18 protein-coding genes and 1 riboswitch are annotated in these 21,265 nt (G+C 69.2%); of the genes, 6 read left to right on the plus strand and 12 right to left on the minus strand.

The genetic code is table 11. From position 1 onward, the window contains the following. The first annotated feature begins 92 nt into the window (after window positions 1-92). On the plus strand, window positions 93-278 hold the full coding sequence (locus BM417_RS46740) for a hypothetical protein (protein ID WP_143138624.1): 186 nt from the start codon (window positions 93-95) through the stop codon (window positions 276-278). 458 nt (window positions 279-736) lie between these two features. Here the strand turns inward: BM417_RS46740 and BM417_RS12860 are convergent, their stop codons facing one another. From BM417_RS12860 to BM417_RS49850, 5 genes are read right to left on the minus strand one after another with little or no spacing between them, the layout of a single operon-like run. After that, complete coding sequence (locus BM417_RS12860) at window positions 737-4,477, minus strand: ABC transporter ATP-binding protein (RefSeq protein ID WP_093592153.1); 3,741 nt, start codon at window positions 4,475-4,477, stop codon at window positions 737-739. Window positions 4,478-4,503: 26 nt separating this feature from the next. Continuing rightward, window positions 4,504-5,376, minus strand: a complete 873-nt coding sequence (locus BM417_RS12865) for a hypothetical protein (RefSeq protein ID WP_093592156.1) — start codon at window positions 5,374-5,376, stop codon at window positions 4,504-4,506. After that, complete coding sequence (locus BM417_RS12870; protein ID WP_093593644.1) at window positions 5,376-6,332, minus strand: ABC transporter ATP-binding protein; 957 nt, start codon at window positions 6,330-6,332, stop codon at window positions 5,376-5,378. Before BM417_RS12870 ends, BM417_RS12865 begins: the two co-directional genes overlap by 1 nt. 22 nt (window positions 6,333-6,354) lie before the next feature. Beyond that, the gene (locus BM417_RS12875; protein WP_245821886.1) at window positions 6,355-6,792 is read right to left on the minus strand and encodes a hypothetical protein; all 438 of its coding nucleotides are present in this window, start codon (window positions 6,790-6,792) and stop codon (window positions 6,355-6,357) included. Continuing rightward, window positions 6,792-6,917, minus strand: a complete 126-nt coding sequence (locus BM417_RS49850; protein WP_281248831.1) for a hypothetical protein — start codon at window positions 6,915-6,917, stop codon at window positions 6,792-6,794. Before BM417_RS49850 ends, BM417_RS12875 begins: the two co-directional genes overlap by 1 nt. 394 nt (window positions 6,918-7,311) lie before the next feature. Between BM417_RS49850 and BM417_RS12885 the strand changes: the two genes are divergently transcribed. Continuing rightward, the gene (locus BM417_RS12885) at window positions 7,312-8,760 is read left to right on the plus strand and encodes an MFS transporter (protein ID WP_093592159.1); all 1,449 of its coding nucleotides are present in this window, start codon (window positions 7,312-7,314) and stop codon (window positions 8,758-8,760) included. Between the two features lie 9 nt (window positions 8,761-8,769). After that, window positions 8,770-9,450 carry a TetR/AcrR family transcriptional regulator gene (locus BM417_RS12890; RefSeq protein WP_093592162.1) on the plus strand — a complete coding sequence of 227 codons (681 nt, stop codon included), beginning with the start codon at window positions 8,770-8,772 and terminating at the stop codon, window positions 9,448-9,450. On the opposite strand, the gene BM417_RS12895 is transcribed toward BM417_RS12890, so the two are convergent. Together BM417_RS12895 and ald are read right to left on the minus strand one after the other, a co-directional pair. Next, window positions 9,422-11,515, minus strand: coding sequence for an ATP-binding protein (locus tag BM417_RS12895; protein ID WP_093592165.1), 2,094 nt, complete (start codon window positions 11,513-11,515; stop codon window positions 9,422-9,424). The two genes, BM417_RS12890 and BM417_RS12895, sit on opposite strands and share 29 nt — an antisense overlap. Window positions 11,516-11,646: 131 nt before the next feature. Continuing rightward, the gene (ald, locus tag BM417_RS12900) at window positions 11,647-12,759 is read right to left on the minus strand and encodes an alanine dehydrogenase (RefSeq protein WP_093592168.1); all 1,113 of its coding nucleotides are present in this window, start codon (window positions 12,757-12,759) and stop codon (window positions 11,647-11,649) included. 223 nt (window positions 12,760-12,982) lie between these two features. Then, a riboswitch (glycine riboswitch) is annotated at window positions 12,983-13,075 on the plus strand. 63 nt (window positions 13,076-13,138) lie between these two features. Here ald and gcvH point away from each other — a divergent pair. Both gcvH and BM417_RS12910 read left to right on the plus strand, forming a co-directional pair. After that, on the plus strand, window positions 13,139-13,522 hold the full coding sequence (gcvH, locus tag BM417_RS12905; RefSeq protein WP_093592171.1) for a glycine cleavage system protein GcvH: 384 nt from the start codon (window positions 13,139-13,141) through the stop codon (window positions 13,520-13,522). 44 nt (window positions 13,523-13,566) lie between these two features. Beyond that, window positions 13,567-14,931 (plus strand): L-serine ammonia-lyase, encoded by a 1,365-nt coding sequence (locus BM417_RS12910; RefSeq protein ID WP_093592174.1) that lies wholly within the window; start codon window positions 13,567-13,569, stop codon window positions 14,929-14,931. A 1-nt stretch (window position 14,932) separates the two neighbouring features. Here the strand turns inward: BM417_RS12910 and BM417_RS12915 are convergent, their stop codons facing one another. The 4 genes from BM417_RS12915 to BM417_RS12930 all read right to left on the minus strand — a co-directional run bounded on the left by BM417_RS12915 (window position 14,933) and on the right by BM417_RS12930 (window position 18,690). Then, a complete protein-coding gene (locus tag BM417_RS12915; RefSeq protein WP_093592177.1) occupies window positions 14,933-15,526 on the minus strand; it encodes a hypothetical protein in 594 nt (197 codons plus the stop codon). 4 nt (window positions 15,527-15,530) lie between these two features. Further along, window positions 15,531-15,884 carry a winged helix-turn-helix transcriptional regulator gene (locus BM417_RS12920; protein WP_093592180.1) on the minus strand — a complete coding sequence of 118 codons (354 nt, stop codon included), beginning with the start codon at window positions 15,882-15,884 and terminating at the stop codon, window positions 15,531-15,533. 76 nt (window positions 15,885-15,960) lie between these two features. Further along, on the minus strand, window positions 15,961-17,550 hold the full coding sequence (locus BM417_RS12925; protein WP_093592183.1) for a TROVE domain-containing protein: 1,590 nt from the start codon (window positions 17,548-17,550) through the stop codon (window positions 15,961-15,963). Window positions 17,551-18,039: 489 nt separating this feature from the next. Beyond that, a complete protein-coding gene (locus BM417_RS12930; RefSeq protein ID WP_177320406.1) occupies window positions 18,040-18,690 on the minus strand; it encodes a TVP38/TMEM64 family protein in 651 nt (216 codons plus the stop codon). Between the two features lie 70 nt (window positions 18,691-18,760). Between BM417_RS12930 and BM417_RS12935 the strand changes: the two genes are divergently transcribed. After that, entirely contained in the window at window positions 18,761-19,165 is a 405-nt protein-coding gene (locus tag BM417_RS12935; protein WP_093592189.1) for a hypothetical protein, read from the plus strand. Here the strand turns inward: BM417_RS12935 and BM417_RS12940 are convergent. Beyond that, complete coding sequence (locus BM417_RS12940) at window positions 19,162-21,039, minus strand: ABC1 kinase family protein (protein WP_093592191.1); 1,878 nt, start codon at window positions 21,037-21,039, stop codon at window positions 19,162-19,164. The two genes, BM417_RS12935 and BM417_RS12940, sit on opposite strands and share 4 nt — an antisense overlap. Window positions 21,040-21,265: the final 226 nt, after the last annotated feature.

The following is a 21,265-nucleotide window of genomic DNA, read 5'->3' on the forward strand; positions in this document are numbered from 1 at the left end:
CGTCATGGGCGGGGTGGGGACGAGGGGGCGTGGTGGGGGGTCTGGCGGGCGGCAGTTGCGGGTGCCGTGGCGGGTGACGGTGGCTGGTGGCCGTGGCTGGTGGCCGTGGCTGGTGGCGGTGGCTGGTGGCGGTCGCGGGTAGCGGTGGCTGGTGGCCGTGGCTGGTGGCGGTGGCGTGTGGAAGTTGCGGGCGGCAGTCGCGGGTAGCGGTAGCGGCGGCGGGTGGCGGCGGCGGGTGGCGGTCGCGGGTGGCGGCGGCGGGTGGCGGTCGCGGGTAGCGGTGGCGGGTGGCGCTGGTTGGTGGCGGTGGCTGGTGGTAGTTGCGGGCGGCAGTCGCGGGTAGCGGTGGCCGGTGGCGGTGGCTGGTGGTAGTTGCGGGCGGCAGTCGCGGGTAGCGGTGGCCGGTGGCGGTCGCGGGCGGCAGTCGCGGGTGGCAGCGGGTGGCGGTCGCGGGTGGCGGGCGGCAGCGGCTGGTCGCGTGCGTGCGGTGGTCCGCGCTGCCGGAACCGCCGGGCCGCCTTGTACCGGCTTCGCCGTGCCAGGTGGGTCGGTGGCTCGGCTTGGTCCTTGCTGTGTGGGTGGGCAGCTGCCTTTGGGCCGTCTCTTGCCGTGTGGCCGGTTGGCTTCGGCTTGTCCCAGGCGTGCGGAGGGGCGGTTGTCTTCGGCTTCGCCGTTCCCGTGCCTCATTGACCGTGCTCACCCGGTAGCCGTGCTCACCGGGTGGCCGGGTGCCGGGTCAGGCGGCTTCCGGGGTGTCGCCGTGGCGCCAGAGGCGGGCGTAGGTGCCGTTGGCCGTTAAGAGGTCGGCGTGGGTGCCCTGTTCGATGATCCGGCCGCCTGCCAGGACGACTATTCGGTCGGCCTTGGCCGCGGTGGCCAGGCGGTGGGCCACGACGAATGTGGTTCTGGCGCCTGCCAGGTGGTCGCTGGCCGCGAGGACCGCCGACTCCGTGGCCGGGTCGAGGGCGGCGGTCGCCTCGTCCAGGAGCAGCAGGTCCGGGTTGACCAGTTCGGCTCTGGCCAGCGCCACGAGTTGGCGCTGGCCTGCGGAGAGGTGGTTGCCGCGTTCGCCGACGGGCTGGCGGAAGCCGTTCTGGAGGGTGGCGACCATGGGCAGGGCGCCGACGGCTTCGGTGGCCCGCTGGATTTCCTGTTCGGTGGCCGTGGGGCGGCCGTAGGCGACGTTGGCGGCCAGGTCGCCGCCGAACAGGTGGGCCTCCTGCGGGACCACGCCCAGGCGTTGGCGGTACGCGGAGAGGTCGTAGGTGCGGACGTCCACGCCGTCCACCAGGACCGCGCCTGTGGTGGCGTCGTAGAAGCGGGCGATCAGCTTGACGAGGGTGGACTTGCCCGCACCCGTTTCGCCTACCAGGGCGACGGTTTCGCCTGGCGTCACGTGGAGGGACACGTTGTCGAGCGCCGGGGTCTCGGCGCCCGCGTAGGTGAAGGAGACGTCGCGCAGTTCCACCTCGCCGCGCAGGCGGGGCGGGACCGGGATCGGGGCCGACGGCGGTTCGACCGTGCTCGGGGTGCGCAGCAGGTCGCCGATTCTGCGCAGGCCCACCCTGGCCTGCTGGTAGCCGTCGAAGACGCCGGAGAGCTGCTGGATCGGGCTGAAGAACAGGCCCAGGTAGAGGAGGAACGCCAGCAGGACGCCCGGAGTCAGCGTGCCCGTCGCCACGCGGTGGGCGCCCACGGCGAGGACCACCGCCTGGGCCACGCCGGAGAGCATCGCCACGAACGGGAAGTACGTGGCGATGTAGCGCTGGGCTCGCAGACGGGTGCGGCGGTAGGCGTCGCTGCGTTCGGCGAACGCTTCCGCGGAGCGGCGTTCCCGCGTGTACGCCTGGGAGACGCGCAGGCCCGAGACGTTCTCCTGGAGGTCGGCGTTGACCGCGCTGACCCGTTCGCGGGCTTCCGCGTAGGCGGTGGAGGAGAGGCGTTGGAAGAGCACCGTCGCGACCGCCAGGATCGGCAGCACCGACAGGGCGATCAGGGCCAGCGAGGCGTCGGTGAACACCAGCGCCGCGGTGATGCCGACGACCGTGATCAGGCTGATCACGGCGGTGACCAGGCCGGTCTGGAGGAACGTCGAGAGGGCGTCGACGTCCGTCGTCATCCTCGTCATGATGCGGCCGGCCATCTCGCGCTCGTAGTAGTCGAGGCCGAGGCGTTGCAGGTGGGCGTAGCTGCGGACGCGCAGCAGGTAGAGCAGGCGTTCGCCCAGGCGGGCGGCGAAGATCGTGCTGCTCGCCGTGGTCAGCCAGCCGACCACGACCAGGCCGACGCCCAGGACGACGGCCTGCCACAACGACGACTCGGCGCCGCCCACGACACCGCCGTCGATGCCTAGGCGCACCAGCGACGGCATGCCCATGCCGACCAGCGCGTCCAGCACCACCAGCGCGCCCACACCGCCCAGGGCCCAGCGCACCGGGCGCAGCAGGCGGGCGAGGCGGAAGGCGGGATCGGGGGCGCGCGGGTCTTCGCCGTGCAGCACCGGGATCTCGGTGGCGGGCGGGAGTTTCCGCACCTGGGCCAGCAGTTCCGGGGTGGGCGGGCCGCCGGCCAGCGCGGACATCCCGCCGCCGGCACCGCCGCCGCCCCCACCGCCGCGACGGCCGGCCGAAGCGGGAGCCGTGGTCCTGGCCTCGGCGATCAGGCGCTCGTCGAGGTCCTCCTGCGACAGCGCCGGCCACAGCTCTCCGGTCCGGACGGGCGCGGCGGACTCGATCGCCTCGCCGGGGCCCGCCAGCAGGTCGCGGTAGAGGGCGCAGCGCACGGTCAGTTCGGCGTGCGTGCCGATGTCGATCACGCGGCCCGCGTCCAGGACCGCGATCCGGTCGGCCAGCGACAGGGTGGAACGCCGATGCGCCACCAGCAACGTCGTGCGGTGTGCCGTCACCGAGGCCAGCGTCGCGTGGATCGCCGCCTCGGTCGCGTTGTCGACGGCTGACGTCGCGTCGTCCAGCACGAGGATGCGCGGGTCGGAGAGCAGCGCACGGGCCAAGGCCACGCGTTGGCGTTGGCCGCCGGACAACGTGAGGCCGCGCTCGCCGACCACCGTGTCGTAGCCGAGCGGCAGGGCCTCGATGAAGTCGTGGGCCTCCGCGGCCTTCGCCGCGCGTTCGACCTCGGCCCGGGACGCGTCCGGGCGGCCGTACGCGATGTTCGAGAACACCGTGTCGGAGAAGAGGAAAGCCTCCTCGAACACGACGCCCACGGTGCCGCGCAACGACTCCAGCTTCAACGTCCGCACGTCTGCGCCGCCGACCCGCACGGCACCGGCGTGCACGTCGTAGAAACGGGGCAGCAGCAAGGAGACCGTCGACTTGCCGGAACCGGACGTGCCGACCAGCGCCAGCGTCTCGCCCGGCTCCACGGAGATCGAGAAGTCCTGCAACACCGGCTCGCTGCGGGCGTACCCGAACGTCACGCCGGAGAACGAGACCCCGAGCGGCCCGTCGGGCACCTCACCGGGGCCGTCCGTCACGTCCGGCTGCGAGTCGATCAGCTCGTAGACCCGCTCCACTCCGGCGCGGGCCAGCTGCGCGGACACCATCAGGCTCGACAGCAGCCGCGTCGGCCCGACGAGGTTCGCCACGTACGTCGTGAAGGCCAGGAACGTGCCCAGCGTGACCTGGCCGTGCAACGCCAGCCAGCCGCCCAGCCCCAGCACCGCGACCTGGCCGAGCAACGGCAGCGCCGTCACGGTCGCGAGCGGCTTCGACGACAGCCGAGCGGCCCGCATCCGTTCCGCGAACAGGGATTTGGCGTGCTTCTCCAGCCGCGCGACCTCGCGTGCCTCCTGGCCGAAGCCCTTCACCACGCGGACACCGGTGACGGTCTCCTCGACGTGCTGCGCCAGATCGGCGGCCCGCTGCTGAGCCGACCAGGTGGCGGGGAACAGCGTCAGCCGGGTGCGCCCCGCCAGCCACGCCACCAGCGGCAGCACGATCACCGCGATGATCGTCAGCGGGATCGACAGGTAGATCATCGCCGCCAGCGCGGCCACCGCGAACACCACCGTGCCCACGGCCAGCGGCGCCATCATCAGCAGCGACTGCACCAGCTGCAGGTCGGTGATCGAGCGCGACACGATCTGCCCGGTCCGCAGCTCGTCCTGCTTCGCGCCGTCGAGCCGCTGCACCGCCGAGAACACGCCGAGCCGCAGATCGTGCTGCACGCCCAGCGCCAGCCGCCCGCCCAGATAGCGCCGCAGGAACGCCGACCCGAACGTGAGCACCTCGAGAACGATCAGCGCCACCATGAGCGGCCACAGCCGGTCGGTGCGGCCCACCGTCGAGTCGTCGATCGCGGTCTTGAGCAGCAACGGACCCGCCGCCTGCAGACCCACGCCGACGACCGCGGCGACCACCGACAGCACCACCAGGCGGGGGTGCTGCCAGCACGCTGCGGTCAGTCGGCGGATCCAGCCCTTTGTCACGGGACCCACAGTACGTTCGGGGTCCGACATAAAATTGTGACGTCAGAAACCGCAGGTCAGGTGATGTCCTTGGACTGCGTGACCGCCCAGCCGCCCGCGAAGACGATCCCGGACCAGGCGAGGAACACGAGGCCCGACCACCACCAGTCGAGCGCTCCGCCGGCACCGGCGATCGCACGCAGCACGTCCTCGATCTCCGTTGGCACCACACCCGCCGACGACAGGAAGAGGTCGACCGCGACCGACCCGGTGAGCCCGTTGATCGAGCCGTTCGGCAGGAAGCCGATGACCGCCGGCACCTCCAGGTACGCGAGCACCAGGTGCAGCACGTTCTCGATCACCAGGAAGTACAGCAGCAGCAACACGATCGTCCCGGCGACGTTCGGGATCAGCGCGCCGACGCCGACGCCGAACATCGTCATCAGGATCGACGACAGCACGCAGACCAGCGTCAGCATCGCCCAGCCACCGGCGTCCGGCAGCTGCCCGGACTCACTGGTGAGCACCACGCCGATGCCGAGGAACAGCATGATCGCGAGGCCGTAGATCGCGCCCCACAGCACGTAGACCAGCATCTTCGCCAGCATCGAGTGCATCCGCGACTGCGCGGTCAGGAACGTCGTCGTGATCGTCCGCCGGTTGATCTCACCCGAGATCGCCATCGCGCCGAAGATCATCGGGAAGATCGTGGAGATGTTGATCGCCCGCGCCATGCCGAACAGCGAGATCTTCCACTGGTCCGGCGTGACCCCGAGGAAGTCGGACACCTCGTCCACGTCGCTCGACGACGCGAAGTCCACGAAGAACTGTCCCAGCAGGCCGGTCGCGAGCCCCCAGCCGAGCGCCAGCACCGCGGTGGGGATCAGCAGGCCCCACCACAGGCCGGTCGTCGTCGTCTTGCGGAGCTCCGCCTGTACGAGGTTGCCCATCAGGCCCAACCACCCTGCTGTTGCTGCTGATACGGCGCCGGCGCTTGTCCGGCGTACTGGCCACTGGTGAGCTGGAAGAACAACCGCTCCAGGTCGACCTGCTCCTCCTGGATGCCGTAGATCGACACACCGGCCTTCAACGCGCTGTCCGCCACCTGCCGGGAGTCCACACCGGACACCGCGAGCCTGCCGTCCGGCAGCTGCTCGATCGCCTGCACTCCTTCGGCCCGGAGAGCGGACGCGAGCGCGTTGATGTCCGACGGCTGGACGAGAACGCGCCGCTGCTGCGACTGCCGCAACCGGTCCAGCGGCCCGTGGAACATGGTCTGCCCGCGCGAGATGATCACGACCTGGTCGACGGTCTGCTCCACCTCCGCCAGCAGGTGGCTGGAGATCAGCACCGTGCGTCCCATGCGCGCGTACGACTGGAGAAACGTCCTCAGCCACGCGATGCCCTCGGGGTCGAGCCCGTTCGCCGGTTCGTCCAGCACCAGCACCTGAGGGTCGCCGAGCAACGCCGTGGCCAGCGCCAGTCTCTGCTTCATGCCGAGGGAGAACCCACCCACCTTGCGATCGGCGGCGGTGCCCAGGCCGACCAGGCCGATGACCTGGTCGGCCTGGGCGTCCGGCACGCCGATGGCCGACGCGTACACACGCAGGTGGTTGCGGGCGGAGCGGGCGGGGTGGAACCCCTGCGCCTCCAGCACCGCCCCCACCACGCGGCCGGGCTGGCCGAGCTGGTGGAACGGTCGTCCGTTGATCGTCGCCGTGCCGCTCGTCGGCTTGACGAGACCCAGCAGCATTCGCAGGGTCGTCGTCTTGCCGGCGCCGTTCGGGCCGAGGAAGCCCGTCACGCTGCCGGGTGACACGGTGAAACTCAGGTTGTGCACGGCCGTGACAGAACCGAACTGCTTGGACAGGTTCTGGACCGCGATGAGGCCGCTGCCGTCATGCATGCGGCCCATCCTGCCCGATATGTCAGTCCGGCAAGGCGTGCTTGGGCCGAGACACGACGGGCGCGCGGTGCACGACCGGCGGATCGTCGCGGAGGATCGGCAGTTCGGTGGTCATCTCGGCAGGAGTCTCCTCCGGCAGTTCGATAACACCTGATCGAGTGAAAGGGTTGCGCAACGGCCGGCGCCGTTCGCGGTGAGGCAGTCCCTCGCCGATCAGGTGCTGGTGCGCCATGTTCCAGATCTGGCACGGCCACCGGCGGCGACGCAGCCAGCCAGGACAGGCCTTGCACCGGCTGTCCTCGTCGGGCTGGTGCACCGTCAGCAACAGCCGCCAGCCGTCCGCCAGGCGGTGGATCTCCGCGCGGGCCAACGGAACCAGCGCCTCGGCCTCTCCGTGCTCGGCGACTTTGTCCAGCAGTGCCAGGCGTTGCAGCACCGCGTCGCGGAGGGTCTCGTCCATCACATCTTCGCCGTGGCCTGGTCGAGCAAGGAGCCCAGCCGACGCGTCTGAGTGGCGGACATCACAGCTGTCTCGCCCGGAGGCGTGACCAGCAGAACCCGGTCGTTCTCCACCAGAACGGTCATCGATCTGTCCCGACCGAACGGGTCGTGGCAGTGGATCCATCCCTGTGGTTCAGCCATGGAATCTCCCTTCGAGGGACACCCGACTCCGTCTTCATCGGCCGAACCCCCTGCTCGCCGCACCGGGAAACACCGAATTCACTCGTTTGCTGGACGAGCCGGACAGGGTCAGTGGTCCACTCGGGGAAACTTTTGGGTCGCGTTTCGGTGGGGGTGCTGGGCGCGGTGCGCCAAGGCCCGCTATATTTGGTGACGGCGGCCCCGCTCCCAGTGACCCCCAGGCTGGTTGAGCGCGGCCGCCCTTTCTTTTTCTCTCTTTCCCCTCGCAGCGAAAATCGCTTGTGCCCTGCGGACTCGTACGCTGTAAGTTCCTCGTACACCGTAAGGGGGAGGAACGATGACTTCGACGACTGAGAAGGTCGGGGTGCACCCGCACCCCCAGCGCTGGGCCGTGCTCGGCGTGCTCTGCCTGTCCGTGATGGTCGTGGTGCTGGACAACACCGTGCTCAACGTGGCGATCCCGTCCATCTCGACGGGCTTGGACGCGAGTACCGCGGACATCCAGTGGATGATCAACGCCTACTCGCTGGCACTGGCGGGCCTACTGCTCACGACCGGATCGCTCAGCGACAGGTTCGGCCGCAAGCGCGCGCTTCTGGCCGGTCTCGCACTGTTCGGCGCCGGTAGCGCGGTCGCCGCCTACGCGGGCTCGTCCGAGGCGTTGATCGCGGCCCGCGGCTTCATGGGCATCGGCGCCGCGGTGCTGATGCCCGGCACGCTCGCCGTGCTGATGCAGTTGTTCGACGACAAGGAACGCCCGAAGGCCATCGGTATCTGGGCCGCCGTCACGAGTCTCGGCTTCGCGGCGGGGCCGGTGATCGGTGGCGCGCTGATCAAGCACTTCTGGTGGGGCTCGGTGTTCCTGATCAACGTGCCGGTGGCGATCCTCGCGATCGCGGCCGTCGCGATGCTGGTGCCGGAGTCCAAGGACCCGACCGTGCGCAAGCCGGACGTGCTCGGCTCGATCCTGTCGATCATCGGCATGGTGTCGATCGTCTACGCGGTGATCGAGGTGCCGGAGCACGGGTTCGGCTCGGCGGAGTTCGGTGTCCCGGTGGCGATCGGACTCATCACCATGACCGGATTCGCGTTGTGGGAACGGCACACCGCTGATCCGATGCTCGATCTCGGGTTCTTCTCCGACCGCCGGTTCACCGGCGCGGTGGCGTCGGGCGTGCTGGCGGCGTTCGGCATGGCGGGCTCGCTCTTCCTGCTGACGCAACACCTTCAGGGCGTGCTCGGCTACAGCCCGCTGGAGGCCGGCGTGCGCGTGGCACCGATGGCGATCGCGTTGCTCGTCACCAGCAACACCTTGGGACAGCTCGTGATCAAGCTGGGCGCGGGCCGGGCGATGCTGCTCGGCATGACGATCGTCGCGGGCGGTGTGGCACTGCTGTCGATCGGCACCACCTACCCGCCGACGCTGGCCGGCCTCATCCTCATCGGCGTCGGAGTCGGCGTGTCCCAACCGGTCGCGGTCAACGCGTTGATGGGCTCGATCCCGCCGGAACGCGCCGGCATCGCGTCCGGGCTGTCGGGCACGCTGACGGAACTGGGTTCCTCGTTCGGCATCGCCGTGCTCGGCGCGTTGCTGTCGGCGCGGTTCGTGGCGTCGCTGCCGGACGGCGTTCCGGGGCGGTCACTGAGCGAGGCGCTGCACAGCGGTGCGGACATCACGGTCGTGCGCGAGGCGTTCTCGAACGGCATGAGCATCAGCCTGCTGATCGGCGCGATCGCCGTGTTCCTGGGAGGTGTTGTGGCCAGCGTGTTGCTGCGGCGTGCCTAGGATCGCTTCGTGGAGAGCGTGTGGTTCGGCAAGCCCAGGCCCAGCAGCGGTCAGCCCCTCGGCCTGAGCCGGGAGGCGATCGTCCGCAAGGCGATGGAGATGCTGGACGAGCACGGCCGGCAGAAGCTCTCCATGCGCAAGCTCGCGGCGGAACTGGGTGCGGCCCCCATGTCGCTGTACTGGCACGTGCCGACGAAGGACGCCCTGATCGAGCTCTGCCTCGACGAGATCTACGGCGAGTTCCCCCTGCCGGACCCCGACGACGACTGGGAGAGCGCGGTGCGCGGGATGATGCACGCGTTGCGTCATCTCGCGCTCAAGCACCCGTGGTGGGTGCGCGGCATCGGCGAGTTCAACAGCATCGGCCCGAACGCGGTGGCGATGTCCGACTCGATGTTCGAACCCCTGCTGCGGGCGGGCCTGTCGTTGCCCGCCGCGGCGCAGTCGGTCTCGACGGTGTCGAGCTACGTCGTCGGGTACTCGATCGCCGAGGTCAACTTCATCGCGCGCGGCGGGATGGACTCGCCGCCGCCGGACCTGGCGAAGATCGCCGACATGTACCGGGAGAAGCACCCGAACTACGTCAGGATGCTGGACGAGCAGGAGATCTGGTCGCTGGAAGGGCAGTTCGAGTTCGGGCTCGACTGCGTGATCGACGGCATCAAGGCGCGCGTCGCCGCCCTGAGATGACTGAGCGCAGCGCCTGGGCTTCCGGCGCGTGAATGCTCTCGTAGATCGTGAGAGCCTCGTTCCACGCCGGGATCGCCCGGTCGGTCAGGCCCTGGCCGTCCAGGGTGTCGCCGAGTAGCTGCAACGTGCGGGCGGTCTGGTAGTCGTCCTCGCACTCGTTGTAAGTCCTGGCAGCGCTCATGAAGTGCTCGACCGCCTGGCCGAGTTCGCCGAGGTCGGCCTCGAGCTGGGCCAGGTGACGGAGGAAGAGCGCTTCGTTCCACGAGTTGCCCGACGAGCGGCAGATGTCGAGGGACTGGACCAGGTGGGCTCGCGCGTCGTCGAACCGTCCCTGGCGATGACAGATGCGTCCGAGCTCGCCCAGCATGATCGCTTCGCCGCGCTGGACGCGCAGTTCGCGGTAGAGCGGTAGTGCCTGCCGGAAGCATCCGGCCGCGTTGTCGAGATCCTCCAGTTGCTCGAGCGCCAGCCCGATCACGTGGTAGCTACCCGCCACCTGACGCCGATTTCCCAGCCGCTGTGCGATGTCCCGCATCCGCTCGGCGTGCAGAATCGCCTCGTCGAGCCGGTTCGCGCGCAACAAGGCGTCCACGAACGCGCTGAGGCTCACCAGTTCGACCTGCTCGTCACCGAGCCGCCGGGCGTTCTCCAGGCCGACGGCACATGCTTCGGCATCGGCCGCCCAATGACCGTGGCGGATGTAGTGGGTCGCCATGCAGATCGGCAGCAGCGCCGCGATGAGAGCGTGGCCGTGTTGTGAGGCGTGGTGAAGTGCGGACTGGAGGTTGACGTGCTCCTGCCGGTACCACTCCACCGCCGCACTCCGGGAGTCGAACGTCTCAGGCTCGACGTTCTGCAACTGGTCGTGTTCCAGACGCGGTCGTCCGTGATGCGGGTAGATCGTCAGCCTGGCGACGTCAGCGGTGCGCAGATACCAGGTGAGCAGCAGCTGGACGCTCTTCGCGCGATCCGCGGCGGTGTCACAGGCGTGTGTGGTCTCCGCGGCGAAGTCCCGGACCAGGTCGTGGAACTGGAAGCGGTCGGGACCGACTTCGGTGAGCAGGTGTCCGCTGGTCAACGTGTCCAGCAGCGGCCGAACAGGCATCCCGGTCATCGCGGAGGCGGCCTGAGTGCTGATCGTCTGGCCGGGATGGAGGCTCAGCAGGCGGAACAGCCGTGCCGCCGACGCGGGCAGGGCGAGGTAGGACCACGCGAAGATCGAACGGATCGTGGCACTCGTGTCGTCCTGGGTCGTGAGCGTGTCCAGCCGGCGGTCGGCGAGGTTCGTCGCCAACGCGGCGATGGACCGATGAGGCCGGTCGGCGACCTGTTCAGCCGCTATCCGAAGTGCGAGCGGCAACCCGGCGCACCGCTGGACCAGGTCGTTGGTGGCATCGGGTTCGGCGTCCGCGCGCACTGGACCGATGACGTCTCGTGCCAGCGCCAACGCGTCGCGGGGTGGCAGCTCACGCAGAACGATGCGGTGCGCGCCGTCTCTCGACGTCAGGCCCGCCAGTCGGTTCCGGCTGGTCACCAGAACGAGGCAGGCCGGTGAGCCGGGCAGAAGCGCGCGAACCTGCTCGGCGGTGGCCGCGTTGTCGAGCAGCACCAGCATGTGGCGGTCCGCGAGAAGCGAGCGGTAGAGACCGGTCATGGCGTCGGTGTCCTGCGGGACAGCCGCGCCGGACACTCCCAGGGCGGCCAGGAAACCTGTCAGCACGACGGTCGGCGTGAGCGGTGATTCCGGTGAGAAACCGCGCAGGTTCACGTACAACTGGCCATCGGGAAATCGGTCGCGACGGCTGTGCGCCCAGTGCACCGCCAGCGCTGTCTTGCCCACGCCGGCCACGCCCGCGATCGCCGAGATGATCACCGGGCGGGTGCCGCCGGACGTCTGGGCGTCGAGGGCGTCGAGTTCCGGGGTGCGTCCGGTGAAGTGCGCGACGTCCGGTGGCAGCTGCCGCGGGGTCGTCCAGGCGGACTCCGCGTGCAGGTGAACGGAACCCGCCTGGATCACCGTGCCGGCGTCGCCTCGGACGACGTTGCGCGTCGAGTCACCTGACATGGCGGTAGATGATGTGCTCGATGGCGGCCAGACGGCGGTGGAACGGAAGGCCGGTCACCTGTTCGGGTGCCGGATAGGCGAAACCCCCGCAGCGATTCACGCGTGCGGGGGCCTCATTCATTCAGTTGGCTTTAGACAACGGTCTCCAGCGGCGTGTGCGCGAGGCCGGTCGCCTCGGCCACCGGGCCGTTGGTCAGCAGTCCGGCGTGGACGTTGAGGCCCAGAGCCAGCGAACGGTCGTCCTTGAGCGCCTTCTCCCAGCCCTTGTCGGCCAGCGCGACGGCGTACGGCAGCGTCACGTTGGTCAGCGCGTAGGTCGAGGTGCGCGGGACGGCGCCCGGCATGTTCGCCACGCAGTAGAAGACCGAGTTGTGGACCTCGTAGGTCGGCTCGGCGTGCGTGGTGGCGCGGGAGTCCTCGAAGCAACCGCCCTGGTCGATGGCGATGTCGACGAGCACCGAACCCGGCTTCATGTCCGCGACCAGCGCGTTCGACACGAGCTTCGGGGCGGCGGCACCGGGGACGAGCACGGCGCCGATGACCAGGTCGGCCTCGCGGACGGCCTGCTCGATGGCGAACGAGTTCGAGGCCAGCGTGCGCAGGCGGCCCTGGAACTGGGCGTCGATCTGGCGCAGGCGGTCGACGTTGGTGTCGAGGATCTGCACGTCCGCGCCCATGCCCACGGCGATGGTGGCGGCGTTGACGCCCGCCACGCCGCCGCCGATGACGACCACACGGGCCGGAGCGACACCGGGGACGCCGCCGGGCAGCACGCCGCGGCCACCGGAGGGCTTCATCAGCGAGAACGCGCCGACCTGCGGGGCCAGCCGGCCCGCGACCTCGGACATCGGGGCGAGCAGCGGCAGCGAGCGGTTCGGCAGCTGCACGGTCTCGTAGGCGATGGCCGTGGTGCCGGACGCCAGCAGCGCCTCGGTCAGCGGCTTGTCGGCGGCGAGGTGCAGGTACGTGAAGAGGGTCTGGCCGGCGCGGAGACGGGGGTACTCCTCGGCGATCGGCTCCTTGACCTTGAGAACCAGGTCACCTTCCGCCCACACGTCGTCGGCGGTCGGGAGGATCTTGGCGCCCGCGGCGAGGTACTCCTCGTCGGTGATCGCGGAACCGAGACCGGCACCCTGCTCGACGTACACGTCGTGCCCGCGGCTGGTCAGTTCGTGCGCACCGGCAGGCGTGAGAGCGACGCGGTACTCGTGGTTCTTGATCTCGCGAGGAACTGCGATCCGCACGATGACTCCTCCGTTCGGTGGCCGACATCTCATAATGTGAGCCAGTCGCAAGGTCATGTCACTGTGCGAATTGCACTATCCGGTAACCCTTGGTTGTTCATCTAGGACAGAGCGACCTGAGTCCCGTTCGCGTTCCACTCGACCGTCCCGCGTTGACACTCGGCGGGGGCCGCACATAGCGTTCGCGCCGAGAACTGAACACCGGCCGCGGCGCGCAAGCGTCAGAACCCGAGTGGGAGAGACCTCGACGAACTGGTCGGGGCGCCGAAGGGGCAAGCTCCCGCACACTCTCAGGCAGCAAGACCGCTCGGGGTAGGCAACTCTGCACGGCGGAGGGGGCGCAAGTTTGCTGACCCGTCACAGCCAGAGGAGTCGCGCCGTGGAGTTCCCCGAGAACCTGCTCTACACCGCCGAGCACGAGTGGGTCGACTGGACGCCGGGCACCCAGGACCCGCTGACCTGCGGAATCACCGAGTACGCCGCGGACGCGCTCGGCGACATCGTCTTCGTCCAGCTGCCCGAGGTCGGTGCCAAGGTCGTCACCAACGCGGTCTGCGGCGAGCTGGAGTCCACCAAGTCCGTCAGCGACCTGTTCTCGCCCGTCACCGGTGAGGTGATCGAGGTCAACAGCGCCGTCGTGGACGACCCGGCGATCGTGAACAACGACCCGTACGGCGACGGATGGCTGTTCAAGGTCCGCGTCGAGTCGGCCGAGAACCTCCTCACGGCGGCGAAGTACGCCGAACTCACGCAGACCTCTTGATTCTGGGCATGACTGACCGCCCCACCACCACGAAGGACTGATCAGTGGCGATCAGCGTTTTCGACCTTTTCTCCGTCGGCATCGGACCGTCCAGCTCGCACACGGTCGGCCCGATGCGCGCGGCAGCGATGTTCGTCGAGAAGCTCGGCGCACGTGTGTCCGAAGTGGACCGCGTGCACGTCGAGCTGTTCGGCTCGCTCGGCGCGACCGGCCACGGTCACGGCAGCCCCAAGGCCGTGTTCCTCGGCCTCGAAGGCAACCTCCCGGAAGAAGTCGACCCCACCGTCGCGGCCGCCCGCGTCGAGGAGATCGTCTCCGGCGGACGCCTCAGGCTCGGCGGCGCGCACGAGATCGGTTTCGTGCACGACCGCGACCTCGTCATGCACCGCCGCAAGTCACTCCCGTTGCACCCCAACGGGATGAGCTTCGAGGCGTTCGCGGACGGCAAGTCGGTCGAGCACGCCGTCTACTACTCGATCGGCGGCGGGTTCGTCGTCGACGAGAACGCCTCGGGCACCGACCGGATCAAGCCGGACTCGACGCCGTTGGCGCACCCGTTCCTGACCGGCGACGAGCTGCTCGCGCGCTGCCGCGAGACCGGCCTGTCGATCAGCGAGATCATGATGGCCAACGAGCTGTCGTGGCGCACCGAAGCCGAGGTCCGCCAAGGACTTCTGCACATCTGGCACGTCATGCAGGAGTGCGTCGAACGCGGCTGCAACGAGCACGGCGTCCTGCCCGGCGGCCTGAAGGTCCGCCGCCGTGCCGCCGAGATGCGCAGGACGCTGGAGAAGGAGCACTTCGTCACCGACCCGTTGCGGGTCATGGACTGGGTGACGCTCTTCGCACTGGCCGTCAACGAGGAGAACGCGGCGGGCGGCCGTGTCGTCACCGCGCCGACCAACGGCGCGGCCGGCATCGTCCCGGCGGTCCTGCACTACTACACGAAGTTCGTGCCGGGAGCCTCCGACGACGGCGTGGTCCGGTTCCTGCTGACGGCAGCTGCGATCGGCGTGCTGTTCAAGGAGAACGCGTCGATCTCCGGCGCCGAGGTCGGCTGCCAGGGCGAGGTCGGCTCGGCCTGCTCGATGGCCGCCGGCGGCCTCGCCGAGGTGCTCGGCGGCACCCCTGAACAGGTCGAGAACGCCGCCGAGATCGCCATGGAGCACAACCTGGGCCTGACGTGCGACCCGATCGGCGGCCTCGTGCAGATTCCCTGCATCGAACGCAACGCCGTCGCGTCCATCAAGGCCATCACGGCTGTGCGCATGGCTTTGCGCGGCGACGGCTCGCACTTCGTGTCGCTCGACAAGGTCATCAAGACCATGCGGGACACCGGCAAGGACATGTCGGTGAAGTACAAGGAGACAGCTCGCGGCGGACTCGCCGTGAACGTCATCGAGTGCTGACCTACCCGAGCGCGTCGATCTGCGTCACCGCGTACTGCGCGACCTCGTTGTCCATTCCGGACAGACGGTCGCGCAGTACGGGGGTGAGCAGCCAGCTCAGGATCGGCCGAGCCGGTTCGTCCCACCGCAACCAGCCTCCGTCGCACGGCGTGCCGCCGCTCAGGAAGTCGTACGACCACTTGTGAGCGAGCTCCGCGACGGCGGCGTCGGGAAGGCCGTCGACGACGCGCAGCCACGGGGTCAGGTCCTCGTCCATCTGCGCGGCGGCCTGGACCAGCTCGCTCAGCTCCGGGCCGTGCGACGTGCGGATGATGATCTCGGTGAGCCTCGCCCGCAGCGCGGTGCGCTCGTCCTCCGGCCAGGCGGGCAGGTTGGCCCACGTCAGACCCTGGGTGAGCCGGCTGTCCGGGTCGCGTTCCAGCAGATCGAGCACCCTGGGCGCGAGCCGTCGCCAGGCGAGCTCGTACTCGTCCGGTTCGAAGTGGTCCTCGACCTCCCAGGCGAACTGCCACACGACGTTGTCGGGTACCAGCGCGGGATCGCCGTCGAGCAGCTCCAGCTCGGCCGGGGTCCAGCAGAGTCCGCAGCCCTTCACGCGCTCAGCGGGCGTCGTACGCGGCCTGCGCGGCCAGCACCTCGGGCATGCGGCCCTCCAGCAGGTGGATCAACGACAGCAGCCGCTCGGCCGTGTCGCGGCCCAGCGGCGTGAGGCTGTAGTCGACGCGCGGCGGGTTCGTGTTCTGGGCTTCCCGGTGCACGAGACCGTCGCGCTCCAGTGCCTGCAGCGTCTGGGACAGCATCTTCTCGCTGACCCCGTCGACGCGGCGGCGCAGCTCGTTGAAGCGCAGCTGCCCGTCGGCGAGCGCGGTCAGCGTCAGGCTGCCCCACCTGCCGGTGATGTGCTCCAGCGTGGGACGCGACGGGCACGCTTTCGCGAACACGTTGAAGTCCATAGCGGCATCATACCTGGTCAAAACGCTAACTGATAGTAAGTGTGAGAGCTCTCCGCGTCAGGAGAGCTCTCACACCTCAGAACGGCCAGGTGGCGTTCTGACCTGCTTCGAGCAAGGGCACCATGCGAAAAGTCGCGTCCGTAAGGCCACCGAATTCGTGGCGATGCGCCTTGCCGGTGGCGTACGCGGCGTTCCGGTAACCGCCGAGGTTGAACCCGTAGATCGGCACGTGCCGCGGCACCACGTCCGAGACACCCTGCCCGTAGTACCCGGACATCGTCTGCATGTCCGAGATGATGAACACGCGGTCGTGCCCCCGGTAGGTGCGCTTCAGCGACCCGACGATGTCGGTGCCGTGCCCGACCTCGCCGATCCGCTTGAGGAACCGGTCGACCTCGCGGATCACCGACGCCCCGCGCGCGATGTCGTGCCGGAACGTGCCGTCCGCGAAGCCGACGACGTCGACCTGCCCGCCCTTCGCGCCCAGTGCGACGCCGAACACCGCCGCGGCCTTGGCCGGGGTGACCTTCGACTTCGCCGAGATCGTGCCGCCCGTCATCGACGCCGAGGTGTCGACGAGGATCAGCGACCGGCCCGGCAGGGCAGGCAGGTTCTTCAACGACGCCTGAAGCGCCTGATCCAGGGCGTGGCCCCAGCGCAGGCTCGGCGCCGCCTCGTACGCGGACAGGAAGCGGAACGGGAACTGCCGCGAACGCGCGACCTGGCCGGGGTCGGCCAGACGTGCCGCGACAGCGGCCGCCGCCTCGTCGGACATGCCCGCCTCGTCGAAGTTCCTGAGGTTGCGGAGAAGAGCCATGTAACCCATCGACGGCGCGAGCGCCTCCCACACCTCACGAGTCAGCGGCCCCTGCAGCCATCCGGCCACGGACTCCCACGTCATCCCCGCCTGGCGCAGCACGTCGACCGCGTCCGGGCGCTGGAACAGCGAACGGCGCTGCTCGACAGGCCACGCCATCAGCTCACGCCGTGCCGCGATCACGCGCAGCTCGGCGGGAACGTCCGCCTCCGCGGAACGGCGGTGGTCCAGCACGTACTGGAAGAGCGCGCCCTGCCACGGAGCGGTGGCCGAGGGGTGGGCGAGGTTCAGCACGTCGGCCATCCGGAACCCGCGGGCGTCGCTGTCCCACTTGAGGACCGCGCGCTCGTTGTAGAGGCGCCCGACGGCGTCGGCGATGCCGCGCTTGATCGGCTTCGGCACGCGCCGGCCGTTCGTGCCGGTCCAGTAGGCCAGGAGTTCGCCCGGCTCGTCGGCGCGCTGGAGCACGGAGTCCACGACGGCACGGTTGGTGACGCCCGCGTCGGACTCGGCCACGAGCCGTGCCAGCACGAACTCGGCCGCACCGACGAGCGACGCCGTGCGCATGTTCGCCTCGGTGCGCAGCCACTTGAGCAGGCGCGCGGTCCACACGGGGTCCGCCAAGGCGGTCTCGTGGACGAGCTGTGCGAAGCGGTTGTCGCGCTGACCACCGGACTCGTAGAAGGTGTTCTCGCCACCCATGTTCGACACGGCGAGCAGGAACAGCTCGGACTTCGCGTCACGCGCGTAGCCGTCGCCACCCTCGTAGGTGCGGCCGGTCGGTTCCGGCGCCGTGGCGACCGGGCTGGTGCCCGCCGGACGTGCGCGGAAGATGTTGAACTTCGCCATCGGCTCTTTCCCCCTCAGAAAAAACAAAGGGGAGCCCACAAACCCCACACGTGTCCGAGATCAAGGTCGCGGAAGGTACGTAGCTGCTCTGCCAGTTGAGCTACAGCCGGTTTCCCGTCTGGCGGGACTCGAACCCGCAACCCGCCCATTAACAGTGGAAGTAACCCTCTGCTTCGCACCGGACACGTGTGAAGTTGTGTGCTCCCGAGATCAAACGCGCCTGCGGTCGATTTTCAACCCAAATGAAGTAACCGCCGGCTTCGCACCGGGTGCGATTTCTATACAACCACAGCGCGCCAGCGATTTAATTCCGGCCGATGTGGAGTTGTTGGACGCCCGAGATCAGATCGCGGAAGGTGACGTGCCCACCGAGGTGGGCGAGACCGGCCGAAACCGGCCTCAGGAGTTGAACCTGAGTAATCACCGGAAGTAACCCTCCGCTGCGCACCGGGCGCTCACTCATACAACCACGCCGCGCAAAGGGTTTTCCTAAGGCGCCGCCTTCACGAGCCGGCGCAGCAGGTAGAACAGGCCGACCGTCAGCAGGAATCCGACGGCGCTGATCATGACGATCTGCTCGACGGTGTCGGCCTTCGATCCCGCGAACACGTAGGCGGCGCAAATGGGGATGGTCCCGACGAGGGTGAACGACATGAACGTCCGGAACGACACCCTGGACACCCCTGCGGACACCGACACCGTCTCGGCCATCATCGGAATGCCGCGCGCCACTCCGAAGAACCAGGGACCGAACTGGCGGCCCCATCGCCGCATTTCGGTCAGCTCCTCGATGGTGACCACCCGGCGCACGAGCCACGGGCCCGCGAACCGCCCCAGGGCGTACCCTGCGGCAGAGGAACCCAGGGATCCGATGATCGCGAGTGCCAGTCCCAAGGGCAGGCCGAGTGCCGTCCCCGCCAGCACGATGAGCGGAGTGGACGGCACGGGCAGCAGCACGTCCACGACGAGCAGGGCGAAGATCGCCGCCGCCGCCCACACCGGGTCGATGCCGCGCACCCACGACACGACCCCTTCGAAGTCGATGAGGTCCAGTGCCTCGAACACGATCCAGCTCAGCAGAACGAAGCCGAGCACGACGGCCGGTATCCACTTCCACCGAACGCCCGTCTCATAACTCATCGGGTGATGGTCGCCCACGTCGATCCGCCGGACAATCCGCCAGTGGCGCAGGTTCCGCGAAGGGACACACATGAGTGACGATCTCGTGCCGTTTCTGGGGCACTGGGTGCTCGACCCGGCACGCTCCGCGTACACCGGCGGCAATCCGCCCCGAAGCGGTCACCACGACCTGCGGCTGGAGGGCGACCGGCTGATCGTGAGCATCGAGGGCGTGCTGGGGTCCGGTGATCCCATCCGCACCGGGTACACATTGGACCTGTGGCACGACACGCCGATGAGCGTCGGCAAGGTCGACCGCGTGCGCACGGTGGTGGAGCCCAGGAGGTTCTGCACGATCGCCTACGCGGGCGCGCAAGCGGTTGCGCGCTCATGGCGGATCCTCGGCCACCTCAACGAGATGACGATCGTCCAGTCCGCACCTGATCAGTTCGGTGTGTGGCGTGACGACGTTTCGGTCTACCGCAGGCAGTTCTAGGAACGCGGTCTGAACACTGCCACAACAACGCGCAAACCCAGCAGCACGCTGATGATCAGCAGGTTGTAGCCGAACACCTGGTACAGCCCGATGTCCGCCGCGACCGAAGGCCCGCCGGAGGAGCCGAGCAGCAACACCGCCATCACGCCCGCCGTCGCGCCCAGCGCGGTCAGCATGACCTGGTGCAGCAGGCCGGTGATGAACGACCGGTCGCGTTCGTCGGCGAACAGCCTCATCGACATGCTCAGGCGGCCCTGCTCCATCGCCCCGGTGATCCGGTCGATCCGCCGCGGCAACCGGCGCAGCATCGGCAGCACGGCCTGGAGCTCCTCGGTCATGGTCCGCTTCACCGACTCCGGGGTTAGCCGTTCGGAGATCTGCTCGGCGGCGAACGACCGCGACTCCACGACGATGTTGAAGCCCGGTGCGAGCACCGCCAGCGTGCCCTCCAGCGTCGCCAGGGCGCGGAACACCGCCGCGATCTCCGGCGGGATGCTCAGGCCGAACCGCGACACGATCAGGAACAGGTCGCCGAACATCTCGACGTCCGGACGCATGCCCGCGCCGAGGTGCCGGGCCATGAACTGGCCGAGCGAACGCTCCAGCCGTTGCTCGTCGATGTCCTCCGGCCGTGAGGTGAGCTCCAGCAACGCGTCCGTGAGGCTCGCCGGGTCGCTGCGGTCGATCGCGAGCAGCAGTCGTTGCAACGCCGAGCGCAGCGCGGAGTCGATCCGCCCGACCGAGCCGAAGTCGAGCAGGCCGAGGCGTCCGTCGGCCAGCAGCAGCACGTTGCCGGGGTGGGGGTCGGCGTGGAAGACGCCGTCCAGCATCACCTGGCGCAGCACGAACCGCAGCAGCGTCCGCGCGAGCCCCACGTCCTCCGAGGCGCCGCGCAACGGCACGCCGTCGAGCCGGTCCATGACGAGCACCCGCGAGGTCGACAGGTGGACGTGAGGCAGTCCTACGGACGAGTCCGACGCCGCCGCCACGGCCGTGATGTTGCGCGCCTCGATCTTGAAGTCGAGCTCCTCGCGCAACGCCGCCGCGAACCCCGCCGCCAGATCGCGGACGCCCAGCGCGGCACCCCACCGCGTGCGCTGGAGCGTCTCGGCGAGGCGGGCGACGATGTCCAGATCGCCCTCGGCCGTCGCCCGGACGTCCGGCCGTTGCACCTTCACGACGACCTCGGCGCCGGACTTCAGCACGGCCCGGTGCACCTGCGCGATCGAGGCGGCGGCCAGCGGTTCGGGATCGACCTCGCGGAACGCGTCGAGCCCGACCTCGGCGTCGAGCACCGCCCTGACCTGGTCCCACTTCGCCGGCGGCACCTTGTCCTGAAGCAGGCTCAGTTCGTCGACGAAGTCCTGCGGCACCAGGTCGGCGCGCGTCGACAGCACCTGCCCGAGCTTCACGAACGTCACGCCCGCGTCCTGCAACGCGAGCCGCAGCGACCGCGCGAGCCCCGTGGAGGTCCGCTCGCGGCCGCGCAGGTAGGGCCCCAGGCCGTGCCGGAACGCGATCGCGGTGATCCGAGAGTACCGCCGGGTCCGCGCGATCCGGCGCCGCGCCATGCCCCACCACTCGGTGAGCGGCGGGATCGAGCCGGTCGGCACGATGATCTCCGCGAACGCCAGCAGGCCGATCACCGCGAGGATCGCCAGTCCCAGTTGGAGCGTCACCAGCCCGGCAGAGGGCTCCGCGGTGGTCTCTCCGAAGGCGCTCGACGCGATCGAGATCGCCATCAGGCACGCCAGCGCCGTGCGGATCAGGCCGATGTGCAGGCCGAGGATGCGCCGCGCGGCCAGGGACATGCCCAGGACCAGCAGCAGGAACGTGATCGGGAAGCCGATCGTGTAGACGAGGAAGTCCCCCATGATCGAAGCCTAGGCCCTCTTGACTGAGACCGTGTCGTCACGAAAGATCCGATGAATCGCCGCCCGCGTTGACCTGACCGCACAGCGAAGTGAGGTGCCTGACAGTGGTCGAACTCAACCGACGCACGGTCATCGGAGGCGCTCTAGCAGGGGTAGCGGGTAGTGCGCTGCTCTCTGGGAGTGCGTTCGCGGGTGATGGATTCAGTTGGAAAGACTTCATCGGGTC

This window comes from Lentzea waywayandensis (assembly GCF_900115955.1).
Taxonomy (GTDB): domain Bacteria; phylum Actinomycetota; class Actinomycetes; order Mycobacteriales; family Pseudonocardiaceae; genus Lentzea; species Lentzea waywayandensis.